The sequence below is a fragment of the Vibrio neonatus genome (assembly GCF_024346975.1).
In the GTDB taxonomy this organism is placed as follows: Bacteria; Pseudomonadota; Gammaproteobacteria; order Enterobacterales; family Vibrionaceae; genus Vibrio; species Vibrio neonatus.
The window spans coordinates 1337831-1360955 of the sequence record NZ_AP024885.1 but is presented as its reverse complement, the minus strand read 5'-3'; the positions used below and the strand labels follow the sequence as shown (position 1 = coordinate 1360955).

The following is a 23125-nucleotide window of genomic DNA, read 5'->3' as shown; positions in this document are numbered from 1 at the left end:
AAGCCAAATTAATGTCGAATAGGCCGTTTTAGTTCACGCTAAAACGGCCTTTTTGTTGCCTGTCATCCGTGCTTTTCACCGTCTGGACATCACTTCTTTGCGCAATATTCATACTGTTGACTATACGATTAGCTCACACATTCTTAAAGTTTGCGCCAATTAAACATCGTTAGTGTGACATTAGGTGTTGCAAGCGCACATTTTTTACATTCTTTTTTTCCTCAAACCTGTCTTAATTTCATACAAAAGTAGGGGCGTTCCCCTTTATTTTTCCTTGTTTAGCCTATTTTGTAAGTAACTTTCAGTTATTTTTGGTTGGTGGTATAGACCAAATTGCATGCGAATAAGTATTCACTATCGCCAAAATGACTATAAACAGGTTCTGCTTTGGCTAGAGATAAAAAGGCGTTAATCGGAGCTGTTGAAAGTTAACCAACAGTTGGCTTTGCTGTAGAAATGAACAAATAGAGGGTTTTGACTGAGAAATATCGGAATTTAAAACTATTACAGTTTATAATTAACGCCATTTTATTAGCAGCTTAGTGATTAACATGCATCAATACCTTGCCGTAACGGCCAATGGCTTAGAAAATCTATTGGTAGAAGAACTTAATAAATTGGGAATTGAAAACCCAAAACCCGTGCAAGCGGGCGTGCGGTTTAAGGCGAGCCTAGAACAGATCTATAGAGCGTGTTTATCTTGTCGAACCGCGTCCCGATTTGTGCGAATTCTGTCTGAGTTTAAGTGTCAAGATGACATGGATTTGTACCTCTCTTGTATGTCGATTCGTTGGCAGAACCATTTTGATGCAGGCAAATCGATTATTGTTGACTTCAACGGTACCAATGGCCAGATCCGTAATAGCCAATATGGCGCGATGAAGGTTAAGGATGCGATTGTGGATACTTTCACTAAAGCAAACCTACCAAGACCTGAGATCAGCAAAGATCGTCCAGATCTTCGCATTCATGTTCGTCTACACAGAGATGACGCCATACTGGGCATCGATATGGTCGGCCAAGGTCTTAACCAGCGTGGCTACCGTACTGAAGCCGGTCGTGCACCTTTACGCGAAACTCTGGCGGCCTCTATTGTTATGCGCAGTGGATGGGATACCCAATCGCCTCTTATCGATCCTATGTGTGGTTCGGGTACGTTACTGATTGAAGCGGTTATGCTGGCTGCAAACGTTGCGCCGGGTCATGCACGCACTAACTGGAGCCTTGAGAACCTAAAAGACTTTGACTACGCATTGTGGGCTGAAGTGAAATCTGAGGCGAAAGTGGTTGGTCGTCGCGGCATCAACAAATTTGACGTGCCGGTGATTGGTTATGATAACGATCCGCGAGTATTGGAAACGGCTAAGAAGAACGCCGTTCGCGCCGGAATTGACGGTTTAATCGACTTTAGACTGGGTGATGCAACTCGCATTACTGCGCCTAAAGACGCCGGTACAGGCTCTATTATTTGTAACCCTCCTTATGGTGAGCGACTAAGTACAGAGCCGGGTTTGATTGCTCTATATTCAGAGTTTGGCGCCCAGTTAAAAGCAGAGTTTGGCGGTTGGAATGCGTCTATTTTCTCAAGCTCTGACGAGCTATTGAGCTGTCTGCGCATGCGTGCTGATAAGCAATATAAAGTGAATAACGGCGCGCTAAACTGTCTACAAAAGAACTACGGCATTTCTGATAAGCCAAGAGCGATAACAAACGGCAATGACTCACAGCCTGTAGAAGCCGTGGTTGCTCCTGATTTTGCCAACCGTCTGAAAAAGAACATCGCTAAGATTGGCAAATGGGCGAAACGCGAGCAACTCGACTGCTACCGCATCTATGATGCGGACTTGCCTGACTACAATGTGGCTATTGATGTGTATCCAGGTCACTTAGTCATTCAAGAATACGCTGCGCCTAAAACAATTGATCCGGAGACGGCAAAGCGTCGCCTTACTGACATCATTCGTGCCAGTATTCAAGTGACGGGCGTGGAAGCGAACAATGTGGTTCTCAAAGTTCGTCAAAGACAAAAGGGCACTAATCAATACCAAAAACTGGCGCAAAAATCGCATCAGATGGAAGTGTCTGAATATGGCGTTAAGCTTAAAGTTAACTTGTTTGATTATTTAGATACGGGTCTATTTTTGGATCACAAACTGACGCGCCGTAAAATAGGTCAAATGGCGGCAGGTTGCGATTTCTTAAACCTATTTGCTTATACGGGCAGTGCCACGGTACATGCAGCGGTTGGCGGCGCTAAGTCGACCACTACCATTGATATGTCAAATACCTATCTTGATTGGGCAAAAGAAAATTTAGCTATTAACGGCATTAAGGGTAAACAACATGAGTTTATCCAAGCCGATTGCTTACAATGGCTTGAAACGGCAACCGGTCAGTATGATTTGATCTTTATTGATCCACCAACGTTTTCTAATTCAAAGCGTATGAAGCAAACTTTTGATATTCAACGCGACCATATTCAGCTTATGACGCATCTAAAACGCTTGTTACGTCCACAGGGCACTATCGTGTTCTCCAACAATAAACGTCAGTTTAAAATGGATATGGAAGGGTTAGCGGAGCTTGGGTTACGCGCTCAGAATATTTCAGATAAGACACTGCCGCTGGATTTTGCGCGTAACAAGCACATCCACAACTGCTGGTTAGTCACACTGGCGGGCGATACTGAGTGAAAGTAACTCTGTACAGTACCGAAGGGTGTCATCTTTGCGAGCAAGCGTATGCCTTGCTCAGCCAAGTTGGCATTGAACTACAGGTTATCGATATTGCTTTTGATGACGCCTTGTTTGCGCGTTACGGTGTCACGATACCTGTAGTTCAATATAATAAGCAAGAACTCAACTGGCCCTTCGATTTACAACAATTACAACAATGGTTAGACAATAATGGCATTACTTACCATTCATAATGGTCAATTGGCTTTCGGTGATATCCCACTGCTGGATAACGCTGATTTTCAGCTACAAGAAAACGAACGTGTTTGTCTCGTGGGACGCAACGGCGCAGGTAAATCCACCTTAATGAAGGTGATTGCAGGCAGCGTGCAAATGGACGATGGCAATATGCAGATAACTCAAGATGTGGTTATCTCGCGCTTAGAGCAAGATCCACCGCGTAATCAACAGGGCACTGTCTATGAATACGTCTCTGAAGGCTTAGCTGAAATCGGTAAACAGCTTAAGATCTACCAAGATCTGTTGGATCTAGTGGCAGAAGACCCAAGCGAAAAGAACATTAATCGTTTATCCAAGGTTCAAGAAACTCTTGATCATAGCGGTGCATGGCGTTTTGAAAGCCGCATTACCAATGTGTTGGAAGCATTGGCACTGGATGCGAATACTCTATTAACAGATTTATCCGGTGGCTGGCAGCGTAAAGCGGCATTAGCACGCGCTTTGGTGTGCGATCCTGATGTATTGCTACTGGATGAGCCAACCAACCACCTTGATGTGACCACCATTGAATGGCTAGAAACCTTTTTGAAGGATTTCCGCGGTTCAATCATCTTTATTTCGCACGATAGAAGCTTTATTCAATCAATGGCAACACGTATTGTCGATCTCGATAGAGGCAAGCTTTCTTCATTCCCTGGCAACTATCAGCAATATCTCATCGATAAAGAAGAAGCGATTCGCGTTGAAGAAGCGCAAAACGCCGAATTTGATAAGAAACTGGCTCAAGAAGAGACTTGGATACGTCAGGGCATCAAGGCGCGTCGTACGCGTAATGAAGGACGCGTGAGAGCGCTGAAACAATTGCGTCGTGAACGTAAAGATCGCATTGAAGTGCAGGGCAAGGCGAACATTCAGATTGATGATGGCACTCGCAGTGGCAAAATCGTCTTTGAAGCGGAAAACATTAGCTACGCTATTGATGGTAAAACCATTATTGACGACTTTAGCTTCTCAGTGATGCGTGGCGATAAGGTAGCCCTAATTGGCCCTAACGGTTGTGGTAAGAGTACCTTGCTTAAACTGATGTTAGGCGACATTAAACCCGATACCGGGCGTTTACATTGCGGTACTAAGCTCGAAATTGCTTATTTTGACCAATACCGTGAAGCGCTTGACCCAGAAAAAACCGTTATTGATAACTTAGCGGATGGTAAACAAGAGGTTACTGTGGGCGGACGTGAGCGTCACGCGCTCAGTTACTTGCAAGATTTCTTATTTTCGCCAAGACGTGCGCGTTCTCCGGTAAAAGCCTTATCTGGCGGCGAGAAAAACCGTCTATTATTAGCGCGAATTTTCCTTAAATCGAACAATTTATTGGTTTTGGATGAACCAACCAACGATTTAGATATCGAAACATTGGAACTTTTAGAAGATTTGCTTGCCAACTATCAGGGGACGTTGCTTTTAGTGAGTCACGACCGTGAGTTTGTGGACAACACGGTCATGGCGAGTTGGATTTTTGAAGGTAATGGTCGTATCGAGGAGTTCGTTGGCGGTTACCATGATGCGCAGCAGCAGCGCGCTCAAGTGAAAGCCTCTCGTCAGGAATTTGTGGCAAGCAAAAGTGACGTAGTGGTTACAGATAAAGCAACTAAAAAAGCAAGTAGCAAACCAAGTCGCAATAACAGCAAAAAGTTGTCGTATAAGTTGCTACGTGAGTTAGAATCGCTACCACAACTTCTAGAACAACTTGAAGAACACATTGAAAGTCTACAGGAACGAGTCAACGACTCCGCTTTTTTCTCTCTTCCTGTAGAGGAAACACAGCCTGTGCTTGAGGAGTTAGCTTCCAAGGAGCAGGAACTAGAAATAGCATTTGAGCGCTGGGAAGAGCTTGAAGCAATGCAGCAGGAATAACAGATTTTGAACCGTAGTCGTATCTTTAAACTTTCAGCCGTAGCCAGTTTGGTTATGGCTTCGTATGGCGCTAATGCCAACCTTTATAATGTTGTGCAGGTGACTGTTCCAGCTAACTTTGGCGTTGAATCTTATGCGAGCGCTATAGATGAAAACGGGAATGTGGCTGGCGATACCCGAGACGGTACTGACGGCATTCCATTTCGTGATGAAGCGCCTTTTGGGGTTGATAATACGTTCACCTATGTCGATTGGTACGATCTAGAAAGCTACTGTTATCAACAGCTTGGTTATAACAGTTGTGAAAACTGGGCTGAACGAGAATGGCGTGGTATCAATGACAAAGGCGGTTTAGAGCGCGAACGAGAAGCGTATTACCAAAATAACTACCAAGCCAATGCGAAAGGGTTTTCAACGCCTTTCACTGATAGTTCGACGCCTGGGGCATCCACTCAATTATTTACTACAGAGCCGTCTGCTACCTATCAACCTGGTGGTGGTACGTGGGTTGCTGGCTCCAACAATGTTGTAGTCAACAAATTCAGTGTTGATGGCGATGTTATGGGCACCACTAGCAGTGGTTATTACGACTTCGGTAATTACGGCTTAGCGTTTAGAGAACGTGGTTTTGTTGGCGATACTATATTACTTCCAGCTGAAACCAATAACGGCAAGCCTGTTAGTGACATTGTCACTAAGATGGGCCGTACTATGGCATTTGATTCATTTACTTATGATAGTAAGACCTATGTGGTCGGTAGTGCTTCCGTCACGCCGTTTGATTACGGAGACAGCGGTAAAGACTACGATGGTCGTGATGTCGGCCTATGTATGAGTGGTGGTACGGCAATTGATGATCCGGGAGCGGAGAGTTATTGTCAAAACTTTGCATTCTCGACTAAAGGCTTTGTTTGGGATGTCTCTACGCCAGACAAAGGTGTTGCGGTCAGTGGTTGGGTGAATATGACTGCCGCTGAAGAGGATTCTGGGATTCGTGATGCTAAGTCTTATATGTCTAGTGTTCGCGGCGCAGTAGTGCCAGATAACACTCTCATTCCAAACGAAGACGGCACCAATCCTGACGAAACTAAATATAACGGCAAGCCTGTTTTGGTCGGTTACAACACAGATCGTGATGATAACAACCTAATGATGCAAGCTGCAATTTTTGTTCCAGATGAAGACAGTGGTGACTTTGATATCACGCAATCTGAAGCTTGGAAAACCGTATTTATCAACGGCGCTAAAGTGAAAAGCGGCAGTGATTTCATCTATTCCAATACTAAAGCGACCGACATCAATAACAACTTATTGGTTATTGGTGAATCAAAACGCAGCGGTTATATTCCGGAAAATGGCGCAGCGGCCAACCGAATGTTTGTTGCAGATGCGAGTCTAGATACGCCTACGGCTAAATACTTAGCCGATACGGGAGAGTCTATTTTCTTTAGAGGCTCTGGCGGTGAAGCGCAAGCGGTGAATAACTACAATGAAATCGTCGGTACTATCGATGCTGAAACAGCGCGTGAATACGGCGGTAAGCAACGTAGACACCGTGGTTTTATTAACCCTTATGATTTTAACGGCACCCATGATGCTCGTCGTAAATTGTTTGAAAACCGCGCTTGGTGGCTGGATGATTTGACCAATGATGAAGTTACTGATGGTACAAACAACCATTACCGCATCATTGCAGCATCAGATATTAACGATAACGGTGAGATCTCAGCGACAGCTTTATATTGTGCCGGTGGTTACGACAATACCGGACATAACGCCTATTGTGGCGAAGGCAAAGGTGTTGAAACCATTGTTGCCGTTAAGCTGGTGCCAACCGTTGACCTTAATGACGATACCGCAACCGCAACAATTACTCCGCGTAGTGTTGCTGAAGAGCAGATCACTCGCCAAGGTGGCAGTTTAGGACCATGGATGATCGGTTTGTTAGGCTTAGTCGGCTTACGACGTCGCATTAAAAAATAAAATGTAGCGCGATTTTAAATCGAAGAATAAGGGACAATATCACAATTCGGATATTGTCCTTTTTTTAACCTTGAGAAAAGTTCATTTTTGAACGAATCTTATAAAGGGTGTTTTCCATCTTGCGACTACAGTAGAGTTTCGCAGTTCAGCAACCGTTTGTTGAAATAAAAGGTGATTTGCCCATTTGTTTATCGAAAGGTTAGAGGATTTAACTATGAAGAGACAAAAACGCGACCGTCTTGAGAGAGCACAGTCCCAAGGTTACAAAGCGGGGCTTAATGGTCGCTCAAGTGATACTTGCCCATATCAACAGACAGACGCTAAATCACAATGGTTGGGAGGTTGGCGAGACGCGAAAGGTGACCTAGAGTCCGGTCTTTATAAATAGCCTTAGGAGCAGACCCCATAAAGGGGTTTGTTTTTACCACTCTAACGCACTATAACTAAATATATTTATCCAAAAATATCATACCATTAAGCATTCGAGCCACAGTACAAATTCAATAGGGCAGAAAACAAAAAAGCCACGATAAATATCGTGGCTTTGAAAAAGATGTTCTGTGACTGAACTTAGAACTTAGAAGTGTCTTTAAATAAGCCCACTTTAAGATCTTTAGCAACGTAGATTTCTTTACCGTCAACTAGAACGCGGCCATCAGCCATGCCCATAACCAGTTTGCGGTTGACTACGCGCTTCATATGGATTTCGTAAGTCACTTTTTTCGCGGTTGGCAATACTTGGCCTGTGAATTTAACTTCACCTACACCTAGTGCGCGTCCTTTACCTTCGCCGCCAATCCAGCCAAGGAAGAAACCAACCAGTTGCCACATTGCGTCAAGTCCAAGACAACCAGGCATTACTGGGTCACCAGGGAAGTGGCAATCGAAAAACCATAGGTCTGGAGTAATATCTAATTCTGCAGTAATAAGACCTTTGCCAAACTCACCTTCGGTTTGTGACATTTTAGTCACACGGTCCATCATCAGCATGTTAGGCGCAGGTAGTTGTGGACCTTGAGGGCCAAATAGTTCACCACGGCTTGATGCTAATAGGTCATCACGATCATATGAGTTTGCGATATCGCAAGGTTTTTGTTGCATTGTATTGAGTCTCCAGATTTTTTGAACCTGCATCTTATGTGATGCAGTATGGTACTTACAACTCCGATCAGTCTCTAAACAGCCTTCTTTTTAAGCGTTCAAGCAAACTTTCGCCTAAATCATGCTGATTGAGCCTGTCGATGCGTTCTGCAATCTTATTGAGAATCGTATCTTCGCAGTCGCCGCTAAATTGTTGTCCGGTGATAATAGGCAGAGCTTGATGAACATCCTCTACGCTCCAAATGTGGAACTTGCCTTGTTTTATCGCCTCGACTACGTCTTTATGTAAAGATAAATGACGTAGATTAGATTTGGGTAAGATAACACCTTGTTCGCCCGTTAACCCTTGGTGAGCGCACACATAGAAGAAACCTTCAATTTTTTCATTAAGTCCGCCTACAGCCTGTACACGACCAAACTGATCAACCGCGCCAGTCACAGCGATATTTTGATTTATTTCATAACCTGATAATGCACTGACAAAAGCACACAGCTCTGCCAACGAAGCGCTGTCACCATCAACTTCACTGTACGATTGTTCAAATACAATTGACGCTGAATATGGCAGTGGTTCATCTAAATCCAGTGCGCTACTGAGAAATGCCTGCATAATCATCATGCCTTTAGCATGCAGATTGCCGCCCAGTTCAGCTTTGCGCTCAACATCGGAAACGTCGCCGTCACCAAAGTGAATCACACAGGAAATTCGAGCAGGCTCACCGTAAGAAACCGGGTGTCCCGGCATATCAACCACAGTCAGGCCATTGACTTGACCCACTTGTTTACCTTCGGTTTGAATCAATACCTGTCCATCAAGGATATCGTCTAGCGCTCGATTAGGAAGATACGATTCACGGTAATAACGCGCATCTAACGCAGCATCAATATGCTTAGATTCAATACATTTAGGTTCGATGCTTTCCGCTGCTGATTCAATGGATGCTTCAATCAATAAAGACTGAATCCATGAGGATGACAGTGGTACAAAGTGCTGTTCTTCACAAACTCGCGCACCCGCAGTCAGAAAATTATAGATAGCTCCGGCTGACATATCCGGCAGTCCAGCGCTGCGCGCTACACAAGCAACATAACCTAAGTAAGCGGCAACGGTTGTCGCATCAATGCGCACATCCATTTCAACTTCAGTAAACATGGTATGTGAAGATGAAAATGCAGGATCTAAATAGTCTAAGTCTGCCAGTTGGCTTCGATCGCCAACCACAATCACTCTTACTGAACTGGTAAAGCGCTGATTAGGCGCATAACCCGTTTTACCAGTGTTGATGCGAGAAACCGCTTCGCCAGCGAGCAGTGAACGAATGGCTAATAGAGTAGTGGGTTGAACCAACAAAGCATTTGCTGAAATAAGCAGATACCCATTATGCTGTTGTTCGAGCAAACCTGTGGTCGATTGCACCTCTCCAGAGTCTGTGACAATGTAACTACCGAATAATTCTTCAGCTGAAAGCGTTTCACTGTGTAGCACAGATAAATCAGTCAATGTAGACAGCACCGATGTGATTTCTTTACGCGACAAAACAGTATCTGAACTGTTGATGGCAAGTAAAGGAGCTCTTTGTCCAAGAACGACAAATCGTTTCAGCGTTGCGTCTAAGCGTGGCTGCAGTGCAATAAAAGGCGTTTCAGTGTATTGAAACAATGTACGACTTGAGTCTATATCATGTTGAGGGGTAGCGAGGCGCCAATCTATGGATTTCATAAATGCTTACTAAAATATACTATGGCGCTAGTATACCTAAGGTAATAAAAGATAACCCGAAAAATAGTGCTTTCACGCTTTATTGAAGGTCATTTTTACGACACGTTGCATCATTTTGTGCTTTATCACAAATATCAGAAGTCATCTCATTGTCAAAATCATCGTCTAGGGTTACGCTGTCACTGTATGCCTTTAAATGAATGGACTTAACTTTAAACTCATGAAATATCAACAGCTAGAAAACCTAGAATGTGGTTGGAAATGGAACTACCTGGTCAAAAAATGGAAAGAAGGAGAAACAATCACTCGCCATATTGACAGTAGCGCTGATGCTGCCGCGGTTGAACTACTGCGCGCCATTGAACACGAACCGGTTCAAGTTTTAGAGTGGATTGATAAGCACATGTCCATCGAGCTTGATAACAAGCTCAAACAAGCGATTCGAGCTAAACGAAAGCGCCATTTTAACGCCGAACAAGTTCATACACGTAAGAAATCCATTGATTTAGACTACCGCGTTTGGGAAAAACTCTCTTATCGAGCCAACGAACTTGGCTGTACCTTATCAGATGCCATTGAATACTTGCTCAGTGAAGCCCAGCGCAGTGAAAAAGCCAATGAAAAAGTGAATCTCCTTAAAGAAGATCTCAATAAACTCTTAGCCGACTAATCATTATCTATAAGTAGGAGATAAAGCATGTTGTACGTCATTTTAGTTGCGGCCGCATTAATTTTTGCGATCATCCTTTACGACAAACCTAAAATGAAACTGGTCTTTAAAGACGGTGAAGTTAGCTCACATTCAGCAGGGATTGATAAAACGTTTCTACACAGATGCAAAGACATTGCCAAGCAACATCCATTTAATGGCACAGTTAAAATCTACAAAACTAGAAAACAGTTTCGTGTGAAGTTTTCCAAAAATGTACCGAACAAAACACGCCACATTTTACGTAACGCATTACCAAACGCAAAAGCGCAAGCTAAAAAGCGTTAATCGCATTTGTGTTTGAGTGCATTGTTTAAAAGAGCATTACAATTTACCGCGTTGTATAGATAGAGGTGCAGTAAGCGTTAAGCAATAACAGTGCGTACTGCACAATATAGTTATACGCACGGCAAGAACCATGGAAGAACAAGGTAGCTAATTGATTTATAAGCACTATATTTATGTCAATCCAATTTAAAAATGTCTCTCTATTTTTCTAATTAGAAATGTCACTTTTTAAAGATTGACTATTCTTTGGTATTGGAGGATTTGAATAACTCAGGATTGGTTAGAACTGGATTAATAGCCCTGAGTTGTTCTTTTAAAGCTCGTTGTTGGGCTTTTCGTCTTGGTGATTTTTTACTTCTACTGCGTTTTTGTTGTTCATCAAAGTCATCTTGTTTTTGCTTAGCAAACTTCAGTACATTGCCTAAACGTTTGTTATCGACTATTTGAGCTTGATTTACATTTTCTAACTTATCGAAGATTTTGAAGTTAAGCTTTTTGTAGCCATAACAAATGGCAATATGTCCATCTGGATAGTCGAGTACTTTCACTGTTTCATGAACCAATCGAGCGTTTTCTTCAGTGTTTTCAATTAGGTAAACAACCTTGTCATACTGGAATGTCAGTGCATTTGAGAGCTTTCTTGTTTCTTGCCAACTAAAGATATCATCAAGTTCTTCAGAAGATTCGCGAACCTTACGGTGCATGTCTTTTGGGTAGTTTGCAGGCTTACTAAAACGGAGGTTAAAGTCGTCAATAAAGTAGGGCAACCATGTATTAGCTTCCTCAATGGTATTAATACCTTGTAGTCTCATTTCCTTAACTAAACGATCTTGAAGCGTCAAATTAGCTCGCTCAACACGGCCTTTAGCTTGAGAGCTATTAGCACATATTAACTCAATGCCAAGCTCTCTAAGAATACGGCCATATTGCGTTTCACCAACACGTTTATGTTTTTCTTGATTTACACGAAATATCGAGTGTTTATCGCTGTAGAACGCAACTGGTTTTCCGTGTTCATTCAGGTATTCACGAGTCGCAAGCATATAGTCAAATGCAGACTCAGTTTCACTGAAACGAAGGTTCATTAGGCGACCAGTGGCATCGTCAATAAACACCAGAAGACAACACTTATCACTGCGTCCTTCAAACCAGTCATGGTGAGAGCCATCAATTTGAATTAGTTCACCAAGGCAATCTCGACGATAACGTGGTTGGTAAACTCGGGGCTTACGTTGAGAATGAGGGATCCAGAGGCCATCAGCTATCATCCATTGCCGTAAAGTTTCAACAGATACTCGGAGGTTATGGATTTCAGATAATTTTTCATGAGCCAACGAAGGACCAAAATCAGGATAATACTGAGTAATAGTATCTAAAATATAACTTCGATAATCCGATGGGAGTTTATTATTGCTGGGTTTACCTCGTGACTTATGAGACAAACCGGCTGCGCCATATTGGCGTAGCCGATTCATCAGACGTTGAACTTGTCTAACACTAAGATTTAAAAGTTCAGCCGCATCAATACGGCGGAGTCGGCGTTCACATACATCTTGAATTACTTTAAGACGATCGATTTCATTATCACTCATAGCTATCAACATTCCTAAGCCTCCAAAACTAAGTCAGATATTAAAACGATAGTTCAAGACTCAGTTATAGTGACATTTTAACTTTGATAAAAAGTGACATTACAACTTTGGACTTACAATTTAAGTGCGCATTATGTATATTATGTTAAATAGGGTTTATTGAACCGGTTATCTTATATCTGCAGCTTTGCTATCTCTGTTTGTTTAGCCCCTCTTTTTCGTTTAGTGGTCACTTGAGCATTTGTACCTGCTCGTTAACTCATTCAATGCGATAACATCCGTTAAAGATGATCGCTTGCCATTTGTTTGTCGTTAATACCGCTCTCCTTATTTCCAAACAATGTCACCGAACAAAACCGTATTGCACTAAGATTGTACTAATTGGCAGTCGCTCAAATATCATTGTTAGCTTCGTTCGATTAACCTAATAACTTTAGCCATTTACTAGGCTATTTGTGACCACCTAATTACGTTCTAACCAACACTCCTTTAAAATTCAGCAAGTGCAATCTATACGGGCGTATCCATAACAGCGACTTGAATGACTAAGTTACAAAGCAAGAGATTTCTAGAGCAAAATGCAGCATTCAACACAGTTAGATTATTAACCCATTAGCCCCAATCATACCGACGATCAGCTTAGTCTATATTCCGTCTCTATAAACTTAGATTACCGAAACTCTTTTTCTCTACACAAGTAGTAAAATCACCGCTATCCTATTGAATATATTTAAGTTTAACCTCAAAAAACAATGGTTAGTATGACAAATTATACTCGATAACCACTTAGTTATAGTGCATTAGAATAAGTAAAACATCAGCGATATTTATCACTGATGCTCAATTATGCTTATGTTTAGCTAATGACACTTACTCCGTAACTGGCTTAACCTGAGTCACTTCAAAATCAGCAAAATCCACTTCGTCTTCTTCTTTATTCAGCTGATCGATGGCTTTTAATGAGCGATAGATACCCCATTTAGGTCGCACAAAGTTAGCATGGCTTGCGTCATCACCAGAGCGCCACATTTCGATATTACTTTCGTTTACTTCAATCATAGGCGTTGTTTCACCCAGTGGTGTGACGGTCATATATAAACTGCCCGACTCGGCGTAGTTTGCTTTGACGTACACTTCAAACCAGTGCCCACGAAGATCATTTTTCCAATCTACATCGTGACGAACGGAGTGATAGAGAGTTTTATTAACTGTCCCCGTTTTATTATCGTTGTAGCGAACATGTCGTACTTCTAAGCCACTTTTTCCTTGGCGTACGTTGGCGGTCAAAGTCAATATAGGTGAACTGGTGATAGCATCACTGCCTTTACCTTTTACAGCTTTAAGTTGGAAAATATGGGTAAAGTGCTTTGTTACCGCGAGATTATCACCAATTCTGAATTTCCAGCGATACTCAAAAGTAGTGCCTAAGTAACCTTTCAATGACGAATCAGAACGGCCATACACTTTGATTTCGTTACGCTGACGATCGCTTTTTGACAGTACATCACGGTCATGATCATCATCTCTATGAATAACGAATTTAAAATAGTTACCTACAGTCTCGTCAACCGCTTCCGTAATGTGCGGCGCACCTGCATGATTAGCACTGCCATACAGATCAGGGGCTTCAATAGAGCGAGGGCCAAAAGCATTGCGAATCAAGGTATAAGTATCTTCTCCACCTGGGCCATCGGCTTTTAATTTAGTTTGACTCACAATAACCTCACCGCTTTGAGTATGGAGCATGGGCTTTGGCGCAACGTCACTAGTAGAAGTACAACCGCTTAAAATAAGAAAGGCATTTAATGTGAGTAGTTTTTTAAGCATGCTATTTCCGTAAGCACTAGAAATGAATTAAGTATGAGTGTAACACTTAGAAAAAGAGCAAAGCGCGCCTAGCATCAACTCTTTTGGCAAATGTTTCAGTTTTATTTACGGTGAACGAATAGATTTAAGGATAGACCGTCGATTAAAGCTCAACAACGGCTTGGCAAAGGCTTATACTCGCTGCTCGTTCTTCGTTAGGAAACATCGTGGCTCTCTCACGCAAACATACCCTCGCCTTTATCGGAATTCTATTGCTGGCGGCAAATTTACGCGGCCCGTTTACCAGTCTTGCGCCTTTGCTCGACCAAATAATGACCCAGTTGCATCTAAGCTCAACCATTTTGGGGATGTTATCTTCACTACCGCTGCTTTCATTTGCACTTATCTCTCCGTTCGCGCTTGTCATACTCAAATATGCTGGGCTTAAGAACAGTATCTGCATTGCGTTGCTCTCCATATTCTTCGGTGTATGTTTACGCTCCTATGGTGATGTATATAGCCTCTATATAGGCACAGTATTCATCGGTGCCGGTATTGCGGTGGGCAACGTATTGCTTCCTGTGGCGGTTAAAGTCAGTTTTCCTGCGCGTATTGCGGTGGTTAGCTCTTTATATACCTTTACTATGGGAATAGGCTCAGCGCTATCGTCTACGGCGATGGTACCTTTATCGCATTGGTCTTTTTCAAGCACAGTGTTTTCGTCGATTTCTGGATGGCAGTTTGCATTGCTATTTAACTTGCTACTGGTGTTCATTGCATTGGTTTTTTGGCTATTTTCAGCCAAAGATAAAAGTCGCAATGAATCGCATAAACCCATAAATATCAAACAATTATTACGAAGCCCAATCGCTTGGCAAGTGACATTGGCATTAGGGCTAAACTCTTTTACTTTCTATTCTTTCGCCGGTTGGCTACCAAAGATTTTAATCGATCACGGTATGACAGAAACTGAAGCGGGCTACATCTATGGCTTATTACAGTTTGCCACTATGTTGCCTGGCTTAGTGTTAATTCCGTTCCTATCCATATTAAAGAGCACCAAGTGGTTGTTTGTCGGCACCGCAATGGGCGCAGTGATCGCCACCCTTGGCACCCTCTATGTTCCGCAATGGGCCATATTATGGACACTGATGTTCGGTTTCTTTAACTGTGCGACCTTTGTTATTGGTCTTTCATTTATAGGATTACGCACCCACAACGCCCCTCAAGCTGCAGCGCTCTCTGCCATGTCACAAAGTATTGGCTATGGGATTGCGACCATAGGGCCACCACTGCTTGGGTATTTTTATCAAAGCAGCGGCAGTTGGGCATTGTCTTTGTGGAGCATTGCTATTGTCGGTTGTGGATGTGCGTTTTTTGGCGCGTTAAGCGCCAGAGATGTAAAAGTCGCAGTGGATCATTAATCAATGTTAAATATCACCCTTATTTAACATTTACATTGATGCTATGTTGACCATTTTTTATAGTAAAATCGAAATTATCAAGGCTATCTACCCCAATAAACTCTGATATTTGGTAGGTAGCCCCTTTAAACTCCACAAAGCCTTTATTTTTATCACTTCTATCTGTTGTAAGCTTAAATTGACTGTTTTTTACGTCTAAATCTAACTGATATTCTTTATTATTTAACGTTATTCGACAGCTTTCTTCTATGTTGCATTCCATTTTTTTGATGACATTACTTTGATCGTGCGTAAAAGTTCGCCAACTAAAGGCGATGATAAGCACCGAAAAAGTCACAATAATTTGAATTAAACGCCCTTTGGTCAATTTTTCTGCAGCCATTAAATGCTTCCTTTGTAACAAACTTCAAACTTTTTACATTAAATCGTAAAACTCTAACCATACCCAACGTTAAACACCTGTCATTCAAATGTTAAATCCGTATAATTCTTGGTGTTAATGTCGCCTTTTAAAATGGATTTTAGGAATTAGAGTAACTTTAACTCATTTGCCTTTGATTTTGGTGATATTTGTCGTGCGTCAACTTGTTGGCGTTGTGTTGGAAAAGTGTAGTTACTAATAATTGGAAGCATGCAAATGAGCCAAGAAAAGCAGCTTGAACAAAACTACAACTACACCGTAGTTCGTCAATTTACCTTAGTCACAATTTTGTGGGGTATTGTCGGAATGGGTGTGGGTGTTTTGATTGCCGCTCAGTTGGTTTGGCCACAGCTTAACTTTGATACGCCGTGGTTAACCTACTCCCGTCTACGACCGCTTCACACAAACGCAGTTATCTTTGCGTTTGGTACAAGCGCCCTATTCGCCACATCTTATTATGTGGTTCAACGTACCTGTCAAGCACGCCTATTTGGTGGCCCGTTAGTGGCATTCACCTTCTGGGGTTGGCAGGCGATCATTTTAGCCGCTGCTATTTCACTGCCGCTTGGGTTTACCTCAGGCAAGGAATACGCAGAACTTGAATGGCCAATCGATATCGCAATCACTATCGTTTGGGTAGCTTATGCTGTGGTGTTCTTTGGAACTCTCATCAAGCGTAAAACATCGCATATTTACGTTGCTAACTGGTTCTTTGGAGCCTTCATTCTGACCGTTGCTGTCCTACATATCGTCAATAGCTTAGCGATTCCTGTTTCTGGCATGAAGTCTTACTCTATCTACTCTGGCGCAGTGGATGCCATGGTACAGTGGTGGTACGGACACAATGCAGTAGGCTTCCTATTAACGGCTGGTTTCCTTGGTATGATGTATTACTTCGTACCCAAACAAGCTGAACGTCCCGTTTATTCATACCGTCTTTCTATCGTTCACTTTTGGGCACTGGTTTCTTTGTACATTTGGGCAGGTCCACACCACCTACACTACACGGCACTTCCTGATTGGACTCAATCGTTAGGTATGGTGATGTCTTTGGTTCTGTTCGCTCCGTCTTGGGGTGGCATGATCAACGGTATTATGACCCTATCTGGCGCTTGGCATAAATTGCGTTACGACCCAATTCTACGTTTCTTAATTGTCTCGCTTTCTTTCTACGGTATGTCGACCTTTGAAGGGCCAATGATGGCAATTAAGACAGTAAACGCACTGTCACACTACACCGACTGGACCATTGGTCACGTACACTCTGGCGCATTAGGCTGGGTGGCGATGGTATCTATTGGTTCGGTGTACCACTTGGTACCGAAACTGTTTGGCCAAGAGCGCATGTACTCGGTCAGCCTTATCAATGTGCACTTCTGGTTAGCCACTGTTGGCACCGTTTTGTACATCGTTGCAATGTGGATTTCAGGTGTAATGCAAGGCTTGATGTGGCGCAGTGTTAACGCTGACGGCACCTTGACTTACAGCTTTGTCGAATCTGTGCAAGCGTCTTATCCGTACTATACGGTGCGCTTTATCGGTGGCGCCATCTTCTTGTCGGGTATGTTTTTAATGGCATACAACACCTACAAGACTATCAACGCTCCCAAGAATAGCCTGAAAGCTATTCCTCAACCTGCACAATAGGAGACGATAAGATGGCTAACAATTCAAAAAATCGCCACGAGCTCGTTGAGAAGAACGTTGGCTTAATGGCAATCTTGATTGTGTTTGCAATCAGTTTGGGGGCATTGGTCGAAATCACTCCGTTGATTTTCCAAAAGCAAACCACTGAACCGGTGAAGAACCTTAGAGTGTACTCAGCATTAGAAATGGAAGGTCGTGACATCTACATCCGTGAAGGCTGTACGGTTTGTCATAGCCAGATGATTCGCCCTTTCCGCTCTGAAACTGAACGTTACGGCCACTACTCAGTTGCCGGTGAAAGTGTCTGGGAACATCCATTCCTATGGGGCTCAAAACGTACAGGCCCTGATTTGGCTCGTGTCGGCGGCCGTTATTCTGATGAATGGCACCGCGTACACCTGATCAACCCTAGAGAGTTGGTGCCAGAGTCGAACATGCCTGGTTTCCCTTGGCTTGAAGAGAACGTATTAGATGGCAAATTGACCCAGAAGAAACTAGAGATCTTCAAAAATCAATTTGGCGTCCCGTACACCGACGAGCAAGTTCAATCCGCGCAGCAAGACGTAGCAGGTAAAACAGAGATGGATGCTCTGATCGCCTACCTGCAATCTCTTGGCCATGCGATGAAATAAGGGGGCACTATGGATATCAGCATTATTCACAGCATTTGGACCATTGTGCTATTTGTCAGCTTTGGTGGCGTGGTGTGGTGGGCTTTCGGTAAAAGCCGTAAAGCTCGCTTTGAAGAGGATGCAAATATGATCTTTGCAGACGAGCAACAGCCCCCTAAAGCGAACCCGCAAGGAGAGACTAAATCATGAGTACGTTTTGGAGTCTTTGGATAATCATCATCACCGTCGGAACGTTAGTAGGTGTTGCTATCATCCTGCGCTGGTGTGTTAAAGACAAAATGGGTGTACCCAGTGGTGAGGATATGGGGCACGAATACGATGGTATTCGCGAGCTCAATAACGACTTACCCAAATGGTGGACTTACCTATTTGTGTCAACCTTCATCTTTGCTGCTGTATACCTTGCCCTATACCCTGGTTTAGGGAATTTTAAAGGTCTACTTGGTTGGCAGAGCTCTGATCAAACCGTCACTAGCATCGAAGAATCAAACGCTTCTATTGCGCGAGCTCAAGCTAACAAGCAGTTAGACCAATACGCAAAAGAGCTTGATGACGCCGATGCCCACTTTGGTGAAGCCTTTAGAAAGCTTGCCATGACTGATGACGGGCAAAGCCTGCGCGCTATTGAAGACATCGCCAGCAACGAAGAAGCAATCAAAGTTGGACAACGTCTGTTCTTGCAAAACTGTTCACAATGTCATGGCTCTGATGCTCGCGGTCAATTGGGCTTCCCTAGCCTAACCGACAGCGCATGGCTCTATGGTGGCGAGCCTGAAGCGATTGTGACTACTGTTATGCACGGCCGCATCGGCGAGATGCCAGCATGGATTGATGTGCTGGGCGCAGAAGGTGTGGAAGAAGTTGTCACCTACACGCTTTCCCTTTCTGGTCGTAAAGTTAATGCGCGCGAAGCCGCTGCCGGTAAAACACGCTTTGTAGTGTGCGCGGCTTGTCACGGCACCGATGGCAAAGGTAACCCAGCTCTTGGCGCGCCTGATTTAACCGATAACATCTGGTTATATGGCGATTCACGCGCGGCAGTAACAGAAACCGTCGCTCATGGTCGTATTGGCGTTATGCCTGCGTGGAAAGACATTTTGGGCAAAGAAAAAGTGCAACTTGTGTCTGCTTACGTATGGAGCTTAAGCAATACAGATAAAGAGTAACAAGCTAATAGCAGCCCCTGTAAAAAGGGGCTGACATTTCCGTACAATCACCCTTTCATTTCTAATTTAGAGAACATTTTTATGGTAAAGCCTTGGTATAAGCAGTTTTGGGCTTGGTTCATTCTAATCATCATCCTAACGACTATTTTTGGCACTTTACTTAGAGTGTACATATTGTCTCAACACACCGTTTCTTTAGTCTCTGAGGATTACTATAAAAAAGGTAAAGGCATCAATGTTGACCTGTCTAAGGTTAGCGTGGCGCAAGATCTCAAGCTGTCGGCGATGATTTATTCCGATGGGCAAGACATAGTGATTGAACTGAGCAAAGGGCAATTAACTCATTTCCCTGCGCTCAATATTGAATTCTCTCATCGCACCTTAGCCGATAGAGACTTTGACTATTTAGCAACAGCCAATCCATCTGGCACCTACAAAGTGCATTTAAAGGAGCCATTACAAGGCCCTTGGTTTATCGAGTTACAACCGCACGACAAGCAATGGCTTATTCAAGGTCGCATGTCGTTCCCAAGTTCAACTCCTACTCCTTTGATGAATTAATGACTATGGATAAATCGTGTTATCACTGCGGTGAAGATGTACCAGAGAACACTGACTTTTGTGTCACTATTTTAGATGAACCGAGAAGCATGTGCTGCCCCGGATGTGAATCCGTGGCGCAGACCATAGTCGACAGCGGCTTAAGCTCTTATTACCAATATCGCACCGAAAAAGCCGAGCGCGTCGCTTTGGTGCCAGAACAACTGCAAGCCTTGATTCATTACGACAATGAACAAGTGCAAGCGGAGTTTGTGCGCAATCAAGATAACATTTCCGAGGTGACACTGTCACTAGAGGGGGTCTCTTGCGCCGCCTGTGCTTGGTTAATCGAAAGACAAATGAATGGCCACACGGGTGTGGTGCGAATTCGCGTCAATACAGCAACCCACCGCGCGCTTCTAGCATGGGATAAAACCGAAACCAAACTCAGCGAACTGCTAAACAGCATTCATAAACTGGGTTACAAAGCCGCCCCTTTTGAAGCAGATAAACAAGAAGAAAGCTACTATCGCGCCATGAAGCAATACCTTTATAAGCTAGGTATCGCCGGGCTTGCCACTATGCAGGTGATGATGCTGGCAGTCGCATTGTATCTAGAAGTGTTTGGTAATTTAGAACCTGAATTTAAACACTATTTTCGCATCGTAAGCCTTATTTTTGCCACCCCAGTGCTACTGTATTCGGCGCTACCGTTTTACATGAACGCATGGCGCAGTTTAAAAGCGCGCACCTTAGGTATGGACGTTCCCGTCTCCATTGCCCTTATTTTTGCCTATGTGGCCAGTTTAGTTGCCACCTTTACCCAAAGTGGTGAGGTGTTCTTTGAATCTATTTCCATGTTCACCTTCTTCTTGCTACTTGGCCGCTTCTTAGAAATGCGCGCACGCCGAAAAGCCGCAGCTGCCAGTGCCAATCTTTTAAAACTGGTGCCGGCAATGGCAACCTTAGAAGATGGTAGCCAAATCCCTGTCAAAACTTTAAACATTGGCGACCGCGTACGTGTACTCGCCGGTGAACATGTTCCTGCGGACGGTTATGTGGTGGATAAAGCCGTGTACGTGGACGAATCTATGCTCACGGGTGAGTCTTTACACGTTAAGAAAAATACTGGCGAAACTGTGTATGCCGGCACTATTAACGGCGAGCAGACATTTACCTTAGAGGTTGCCTGTCGCAAGCAAGAAAGCATGATCGCCAATATAGTGCGCTTGCAAGATGAAGCGCAGGCCACTAAGCCTAAAATTGCTGAAATTGCCGATATTGTCGCCCGTTACTTTGTGGCGGTTATTTTGCTTGTTTCGGCCTGTACTTATCTGTATTGGCAACACAATCAGCCTGAAGATGCATTCTGGATCATGTTGGCGGTATTAGTAGCTACCTGCCCTTGCGCCTTGTCTTTAGCTACCCCAACCGCGATTACTTGCTCTACCTCACGAATGGGTGAACTTGGTATTTTATTGCGTAAGTCCCACGCCATTGAGACCCTTTGTAAAATTAATCATGTGATTGTCGATAAAACCGGTACTCTCACCGAGGGCAAAATATCCCTGTCGCATACGCAAATCTTTGGTGATTGGACAAAACAACAAGTGCTTTGCATTGCCGCAAGCCTTGAATCGCATGCCAATCATCCAATAGCGGCCGCCTTTCGCCCATATTTTGACGAAACCAAGCAAGCGGAATCCATCGAGAACCACATAGGCTCAGGCCTGACAGGCGTAATTAATGGACAGATGTGCAAGATAGGCAGCTATGCTTTTGTCTGTCAGGAAGATATTCCAAATCAGCCGCACACCGTGTATTTATCCATTGACGATCGCGTTGTGGCGACCTTTACCTATAGCGACCCTCTACGAGAAAGTAGCCAGCATTTTATTCAATCCTTAAAACAGCTCGGCATTCAAACCACCCTGCTTACCGGTGACAATGAAATTAACGCACAGCCTGTAGCAGAACAGTTGGGCATAGATAAGTTAGTGTGTGGGGTAAATCCTGAAGGCAAATTGGCGTACTTGCACAGCTTGGATAAGTCACAGCTGACCTTGATGGTCGGTGATGGCATCAATGATGCGCCAACCTTGGCAGGTGCACACCTATCCGTGGCAATGGGTGGCGGCACTGACGTCGCGAAATCTTCCGCTGATATGGTATTGTTAGGCGATAAACTGGATAAACTGGTTGAAGCACGATCTCTTGCAATTAAGACACGCAAGATTATAAGAGAAAACCTTGCCTGGTCTTTAGGCTATAACTTATTGATCTTGCCACTGGCTGTTTGTGGTTTGGTCGCTCCTTATATTGCTGTGGTGGGCATGTCAGCAAGCTCCATCATCGTAGTCACTAACTCACTGAGATTACTAAATAAAAATGGAAAGTCTTTACATACTAATTCCCATAGCAATCATTCTAGTCGCCATCGCGGTGGCCGTGTTTCTGTGGGCAGTTAAAACCGAGCAATTTGAAGATCTTGACCGTCAAGGTCACACCATCCTTTTTGAAGAGGACGACGCTGCCAACACAAGCAAAAAAGACGACTCATGAGCAATATTGACTGGATCGGCGCATTTTTCATTGGCTTAGCGGGTGCAGGACACTGCATGGGCATGTGCGGTGGCATTGCCAGTGCTGTAGCATTAAACGGACACCATCACTCATTTACGGTTACCCTGCTGTACAATCTTGGGCGGATATCGTCTTATCTAATGGTCGGCGCACTGATTGGCGGCGCCGTTGCCAGTAGCGTCAATCTATTTGATTCTACTTATGTTTTAACCGCACTGCGCGCACTCGCGGCTATTATGATATTACTTTTGGGCTTATATCTCGCCCAATGGTGGAATGGCTTACTTAAAATTGAAAAACTGGGGCAAATGCTGTGGAAATTAATCGCACCGGTTGCCACAAAGATGCTGCCACTGCGCTCATTATGGTATGCCTATCCTGTCGGTATTGTATGGGGATGGATCCCCTGCGGAATGGTCTACTCTATGCTCAGTTGGGCGGCCGTTTCTGGCAGTGCCAGCAACGGGCTATTGATTATGGGCTGCTTTGGTTTAGGCACTTTGCCCGCTATGCTGCTGATTGGCGCAGGCTCTAGTCAGTTTTCAAAAATGTTACGATTACCGCTCACTCGCCGCATAATTGGTAGCTTAATGATTGTTTATGCTGTTTATTCTCTATACATAATCATATAAGCAGTGTTTAATTTGCGAGAGAGCACACATCACTCACAATTATACTGCT

21 protein-coding genes are annotated in these 23125 nt (G+C 43.8%); 16 read left to right on the top strand and 5 right to left on the bottom strand.

The annotated features are described in order from the left end of the window. The first annotated feature begins 551 nt into the window (after positions 1-551). The 5 genes from rlmKL to rmf all read left to right on the top strand — a co-directional run bounded on the left by rlmKL (position 552) and on the right by rmf (position 7203). Positions 552-2693: a bifunctional 23S rRNA (guanine(2069)-N(7))-methyltransferase RlmK/23S rRNA (guanine(2445)-N(2))-methyltransferase RlmL gene (gene rlmKL, locus OCU38_RS06345; RefSeq protein ID WP_261824204.1), complete on the top strand. Its 2142-nt coding sequence runs from the start codon at positions 552-554 to the stop codon at positions 2691-2693. Next, positions 2690-2929 (top strand): glutaredoxin family protein, encoded by a 240-nt coding sequence (locus OCU38_RS06340; RefSeq protein WP_261824203.1) that lies wholly within the window; start codon positions 2690-2692, stop codon positions 2927-2929. The genes rlmKL and OCU38_RS06340 overlap by 4 nt, the downstream gene beginning before the upstream one ends. Then, positions 2907-4832 (top strand): ABC transporter ATP-binding protein, encoded by a 1926-nt coding sequence (locus tag OCU38_RS06335; RefSeq protein WP_021715086.1) that lies wholly within the window; start codon positions 2907-2909, stop codon positions 4830-4832. The genes OCU38_RS06340 and OCU38_RS06335 overlap by 23 nt, the downstream gene beginning before the upstream one ends. Positions 4833-4838: 6 nt before the next feature. Next, positions 4839-6815 carry a DUF3466 family protein gene (locus tag OCU38_RS06330; RefSeq protein ID WP_261824202.1) on the top strand — a complete coding sequence of 659 codons (1977 nt, stop codon included), beginning with the start codon at positions 4839-4841 and terminating at the stop codon, positions 6813-6815. Between the two features lie 214 nt (positions 6816-7029). After that, the gene (gene rmf / locus OCU38_RS06325; RefSeq protein ID WP_023404671.1) at positions 7030-7203 is read left to right on the top strand and encodes a ribosome modulation factor; all 174 of its coding nucleotides are present in this window, start codon (positions 7030-7032) and stop codon (positions 7201-7203) included. Between the two features lie 182 nt (positions 7204-7385). Here rmf and fabA read toward each other — a convergent pair whose 3' ends face one another. Further along, positions 7386-7916 (bottom strand): bifunctional 3-hydroxydecanoyl-ACP dehydratase/trans-2-decenoyl-ACP isomerase, encoded by a 531-nt coding sequence (gene fabA, locus OCU38_RS06320; protein WP_021715089.1) that lies wholly within the window; start codon positions 7914-7916, stop codon positions 7386-7388. A gap of 67 nt (positions 7917-7983) precedes the next feature. Next, complete coding sequence (locus OCU38_RS06315) at positions 7984-9636, bottom strand: S16 family serine protease (protein ID WP_261824201.1); 1653 nt, start codon at positions 9634-9636, stop codon at positions 7984-7986. A gap of 220 nt (positions 9637-9856) precedes the next feature. On the opposite strand from OCU38_RS06315, the gene matP reads away from it, so the two are divergent. Further along, a complete protein-coding gene (matP, locus tag OCU38_RS06310) occupies positions 9857-10306 on the top strand; it encodes a macrodomain Ter protein MatP (RefSeq protein WP_023404668.1) in 450 nt (149 codons plus the stop codon). Between the two features lie 27 nt (positions 10307-10333). Then, positions 10334-10633, top strand: a complete 300-nt coding sequence (locus OCU38_RS06305) for a DUF3634 family protein (RefSeq protein ID WP_261824200.1) — start codon at positions 10334-10336, stop codon at positions 10631-10633. 239 nt (positions 10634-10872) lie between these two features. Here the strand turns inward: OCU38_RS06305 and OCU38_RS06300 are convergent, their stop codons facing one another. Next, positions 10873-12225: an ISNCY family transposase gene (locus OCU38_RS06300; protein WP_261824199.1), complete on the bottom strand. Its 1353-nt coding sequence runs from the start codon at positions 12223-12225 to the stop codon at positions 10873-10875. A gap of 870 nt (positions 12226-13095) precedes the next feature. Continuing rightward, the gene (locus OCU38_RS06295; protein ID WP_261824198.1) at positions 13096-14052 is read right to left on the bottom strand and encodes a polysaccharide lyase; all 957 of its coding nucleotides are present in this window, start codon (positions 14050-14052) and stop codon (positions 13096-13098) included. A gap of 206 nt (positions 14053-14258) precedes the next feature. Between OCU38_RS06295 and OCU38_RS06290 the strand changes: the two genes are divergently transcribed. Next, the gene (locus OCU38_RS06290; protein ID WP_261824197.1) at positions 14259-15455 is read left to right on the top strand and encodes an MFS transporter; all 1197 of its coding nucleotides are present in this window, start codon (positions 14259-14261) and stop codon (positions 15453-15455) included. 19 nt (positions 15456-15474) lie between these two features. On the opposite strand, the gene OCU38_RS06285 is transcribed toward OCU38_RS06290, so the two are convergent. Further along, positions 15475-15837, bottom strand: a complete 363-nt coding sequence (locus OCU38_RS06285) for a hypothetical protein (RefSeq protein ID WP_261824196.1) — start codon at positions 15835-15837, stop codon at positions 15475-15477. A gap of 255 nt (positions 15838-16092) precedes the next feature. On the opposite strand from OCU38_RS06285, the gene ccoN reads away from it, so the two are divergent. The 8 genes from ccoN to OCU38_RS06245 all read left to right on the top strand — a co-directional run bounded on the left by ccoN (position 16093) and on the right by OCU38_RS06245 (position 23076). Further along, positions 16093-17523, top strand: a complete 1431-nt coding sequence (ccoN, locus tag OCU38_RS06280; RefSeq protein WP_023403947.1) for a cytochrome-c oxidase, cbb3-type subunit I — start codon at positions 16093-16095, stop codon at positions 17521-17523. An 11-nt stretch (positions 17524-17534) separates the two neighbouring features. Beyond that, on the top strand, positions 17535-18155 hold the full coding sequence (gene ccoO / locus OCU38_RS06275; RefSeq protein ID WP_023403946.1) for a cytochrome-c oxidase, cbb3-type subunit II: 621 nt from the start codon (positions 17535-17537) through the stop codon (positions 18153-18155). A 9-nt stretch (positions 18156-18164) separates the two neighbouring features. Continuing rightward, on the top strand, positions 18165-18344 hold the full coding sequence (locus tag OCU38_RS06270; protein WP_152820936.1) for a cbb3-type cytochrome oxidase subunit 3: 180 nt from the start codon (positions 18165-18167) through the stop codon (positions 18342-18344). Beyond that, a complete protein-coding gene (gene ccoP, locus OCU38_RS06265; protein ID WP_261824195.1) occupies positions 18341-19321 on the top strand; it encodes a cytochrome-c oxidase, cbb3-type subunit III in 981 nt (326 codons plus the stop codon). The genes OCU38_RS06270 and ccoP overlap by 4 nt, the downstream gene beginning before the upstream one ends. Before the next feature lie 81 nt (positions 19322-19402). Continuing rightward, entirely contained in the window at positions 19403-19882 is a 480-nt protein-coding gene (locus OCU38_RS06260; protein WP_261824194.1) for a FixH family protein, read from the top strand. Between the two features lie 5 nt (positions 19883-19887). Continuing rightward, positions 19888-22329 carry a heavy metal translocating P-type ATPase gene (locus OCU38_RS06255; protein ID WP_261824193.1) on the top strand — a complete coding sequence of 814 codons (2442 nt, stop codon included), beginning with the start codon at positions 19888-19890 and terminating at the stop codon, positions 22327-22329. Next, entirely contained in the window at positions 22250-22423 is a 174-nt protein-coding gene (gene ccoS, locus OCU38_RS06250) for a cbb3-type cytochrome oxidase assembly protein CcoS (protein WP_152820943.1), read from the top strand. The genes OCU38_RS06255 and ccoS overlap by 80 nt, the downstream gene beginning before the upstream one ends. After that, complete coding sequence (locus OCU38_RS06245) at positions 22420-23076, top strand: sulfite exporter TauE/SafE family protein (RefSeq protein ID WP_261824192.1); 657 nt, start codon at positions 22420-22422, stop codon at positions 23074-23076. Before ccoS ends, OCU38_RS06245 begins: the two co-directional genes overlap by 4 nt. Positions 23077-23125: the final 49 nt, after the last annotated feature.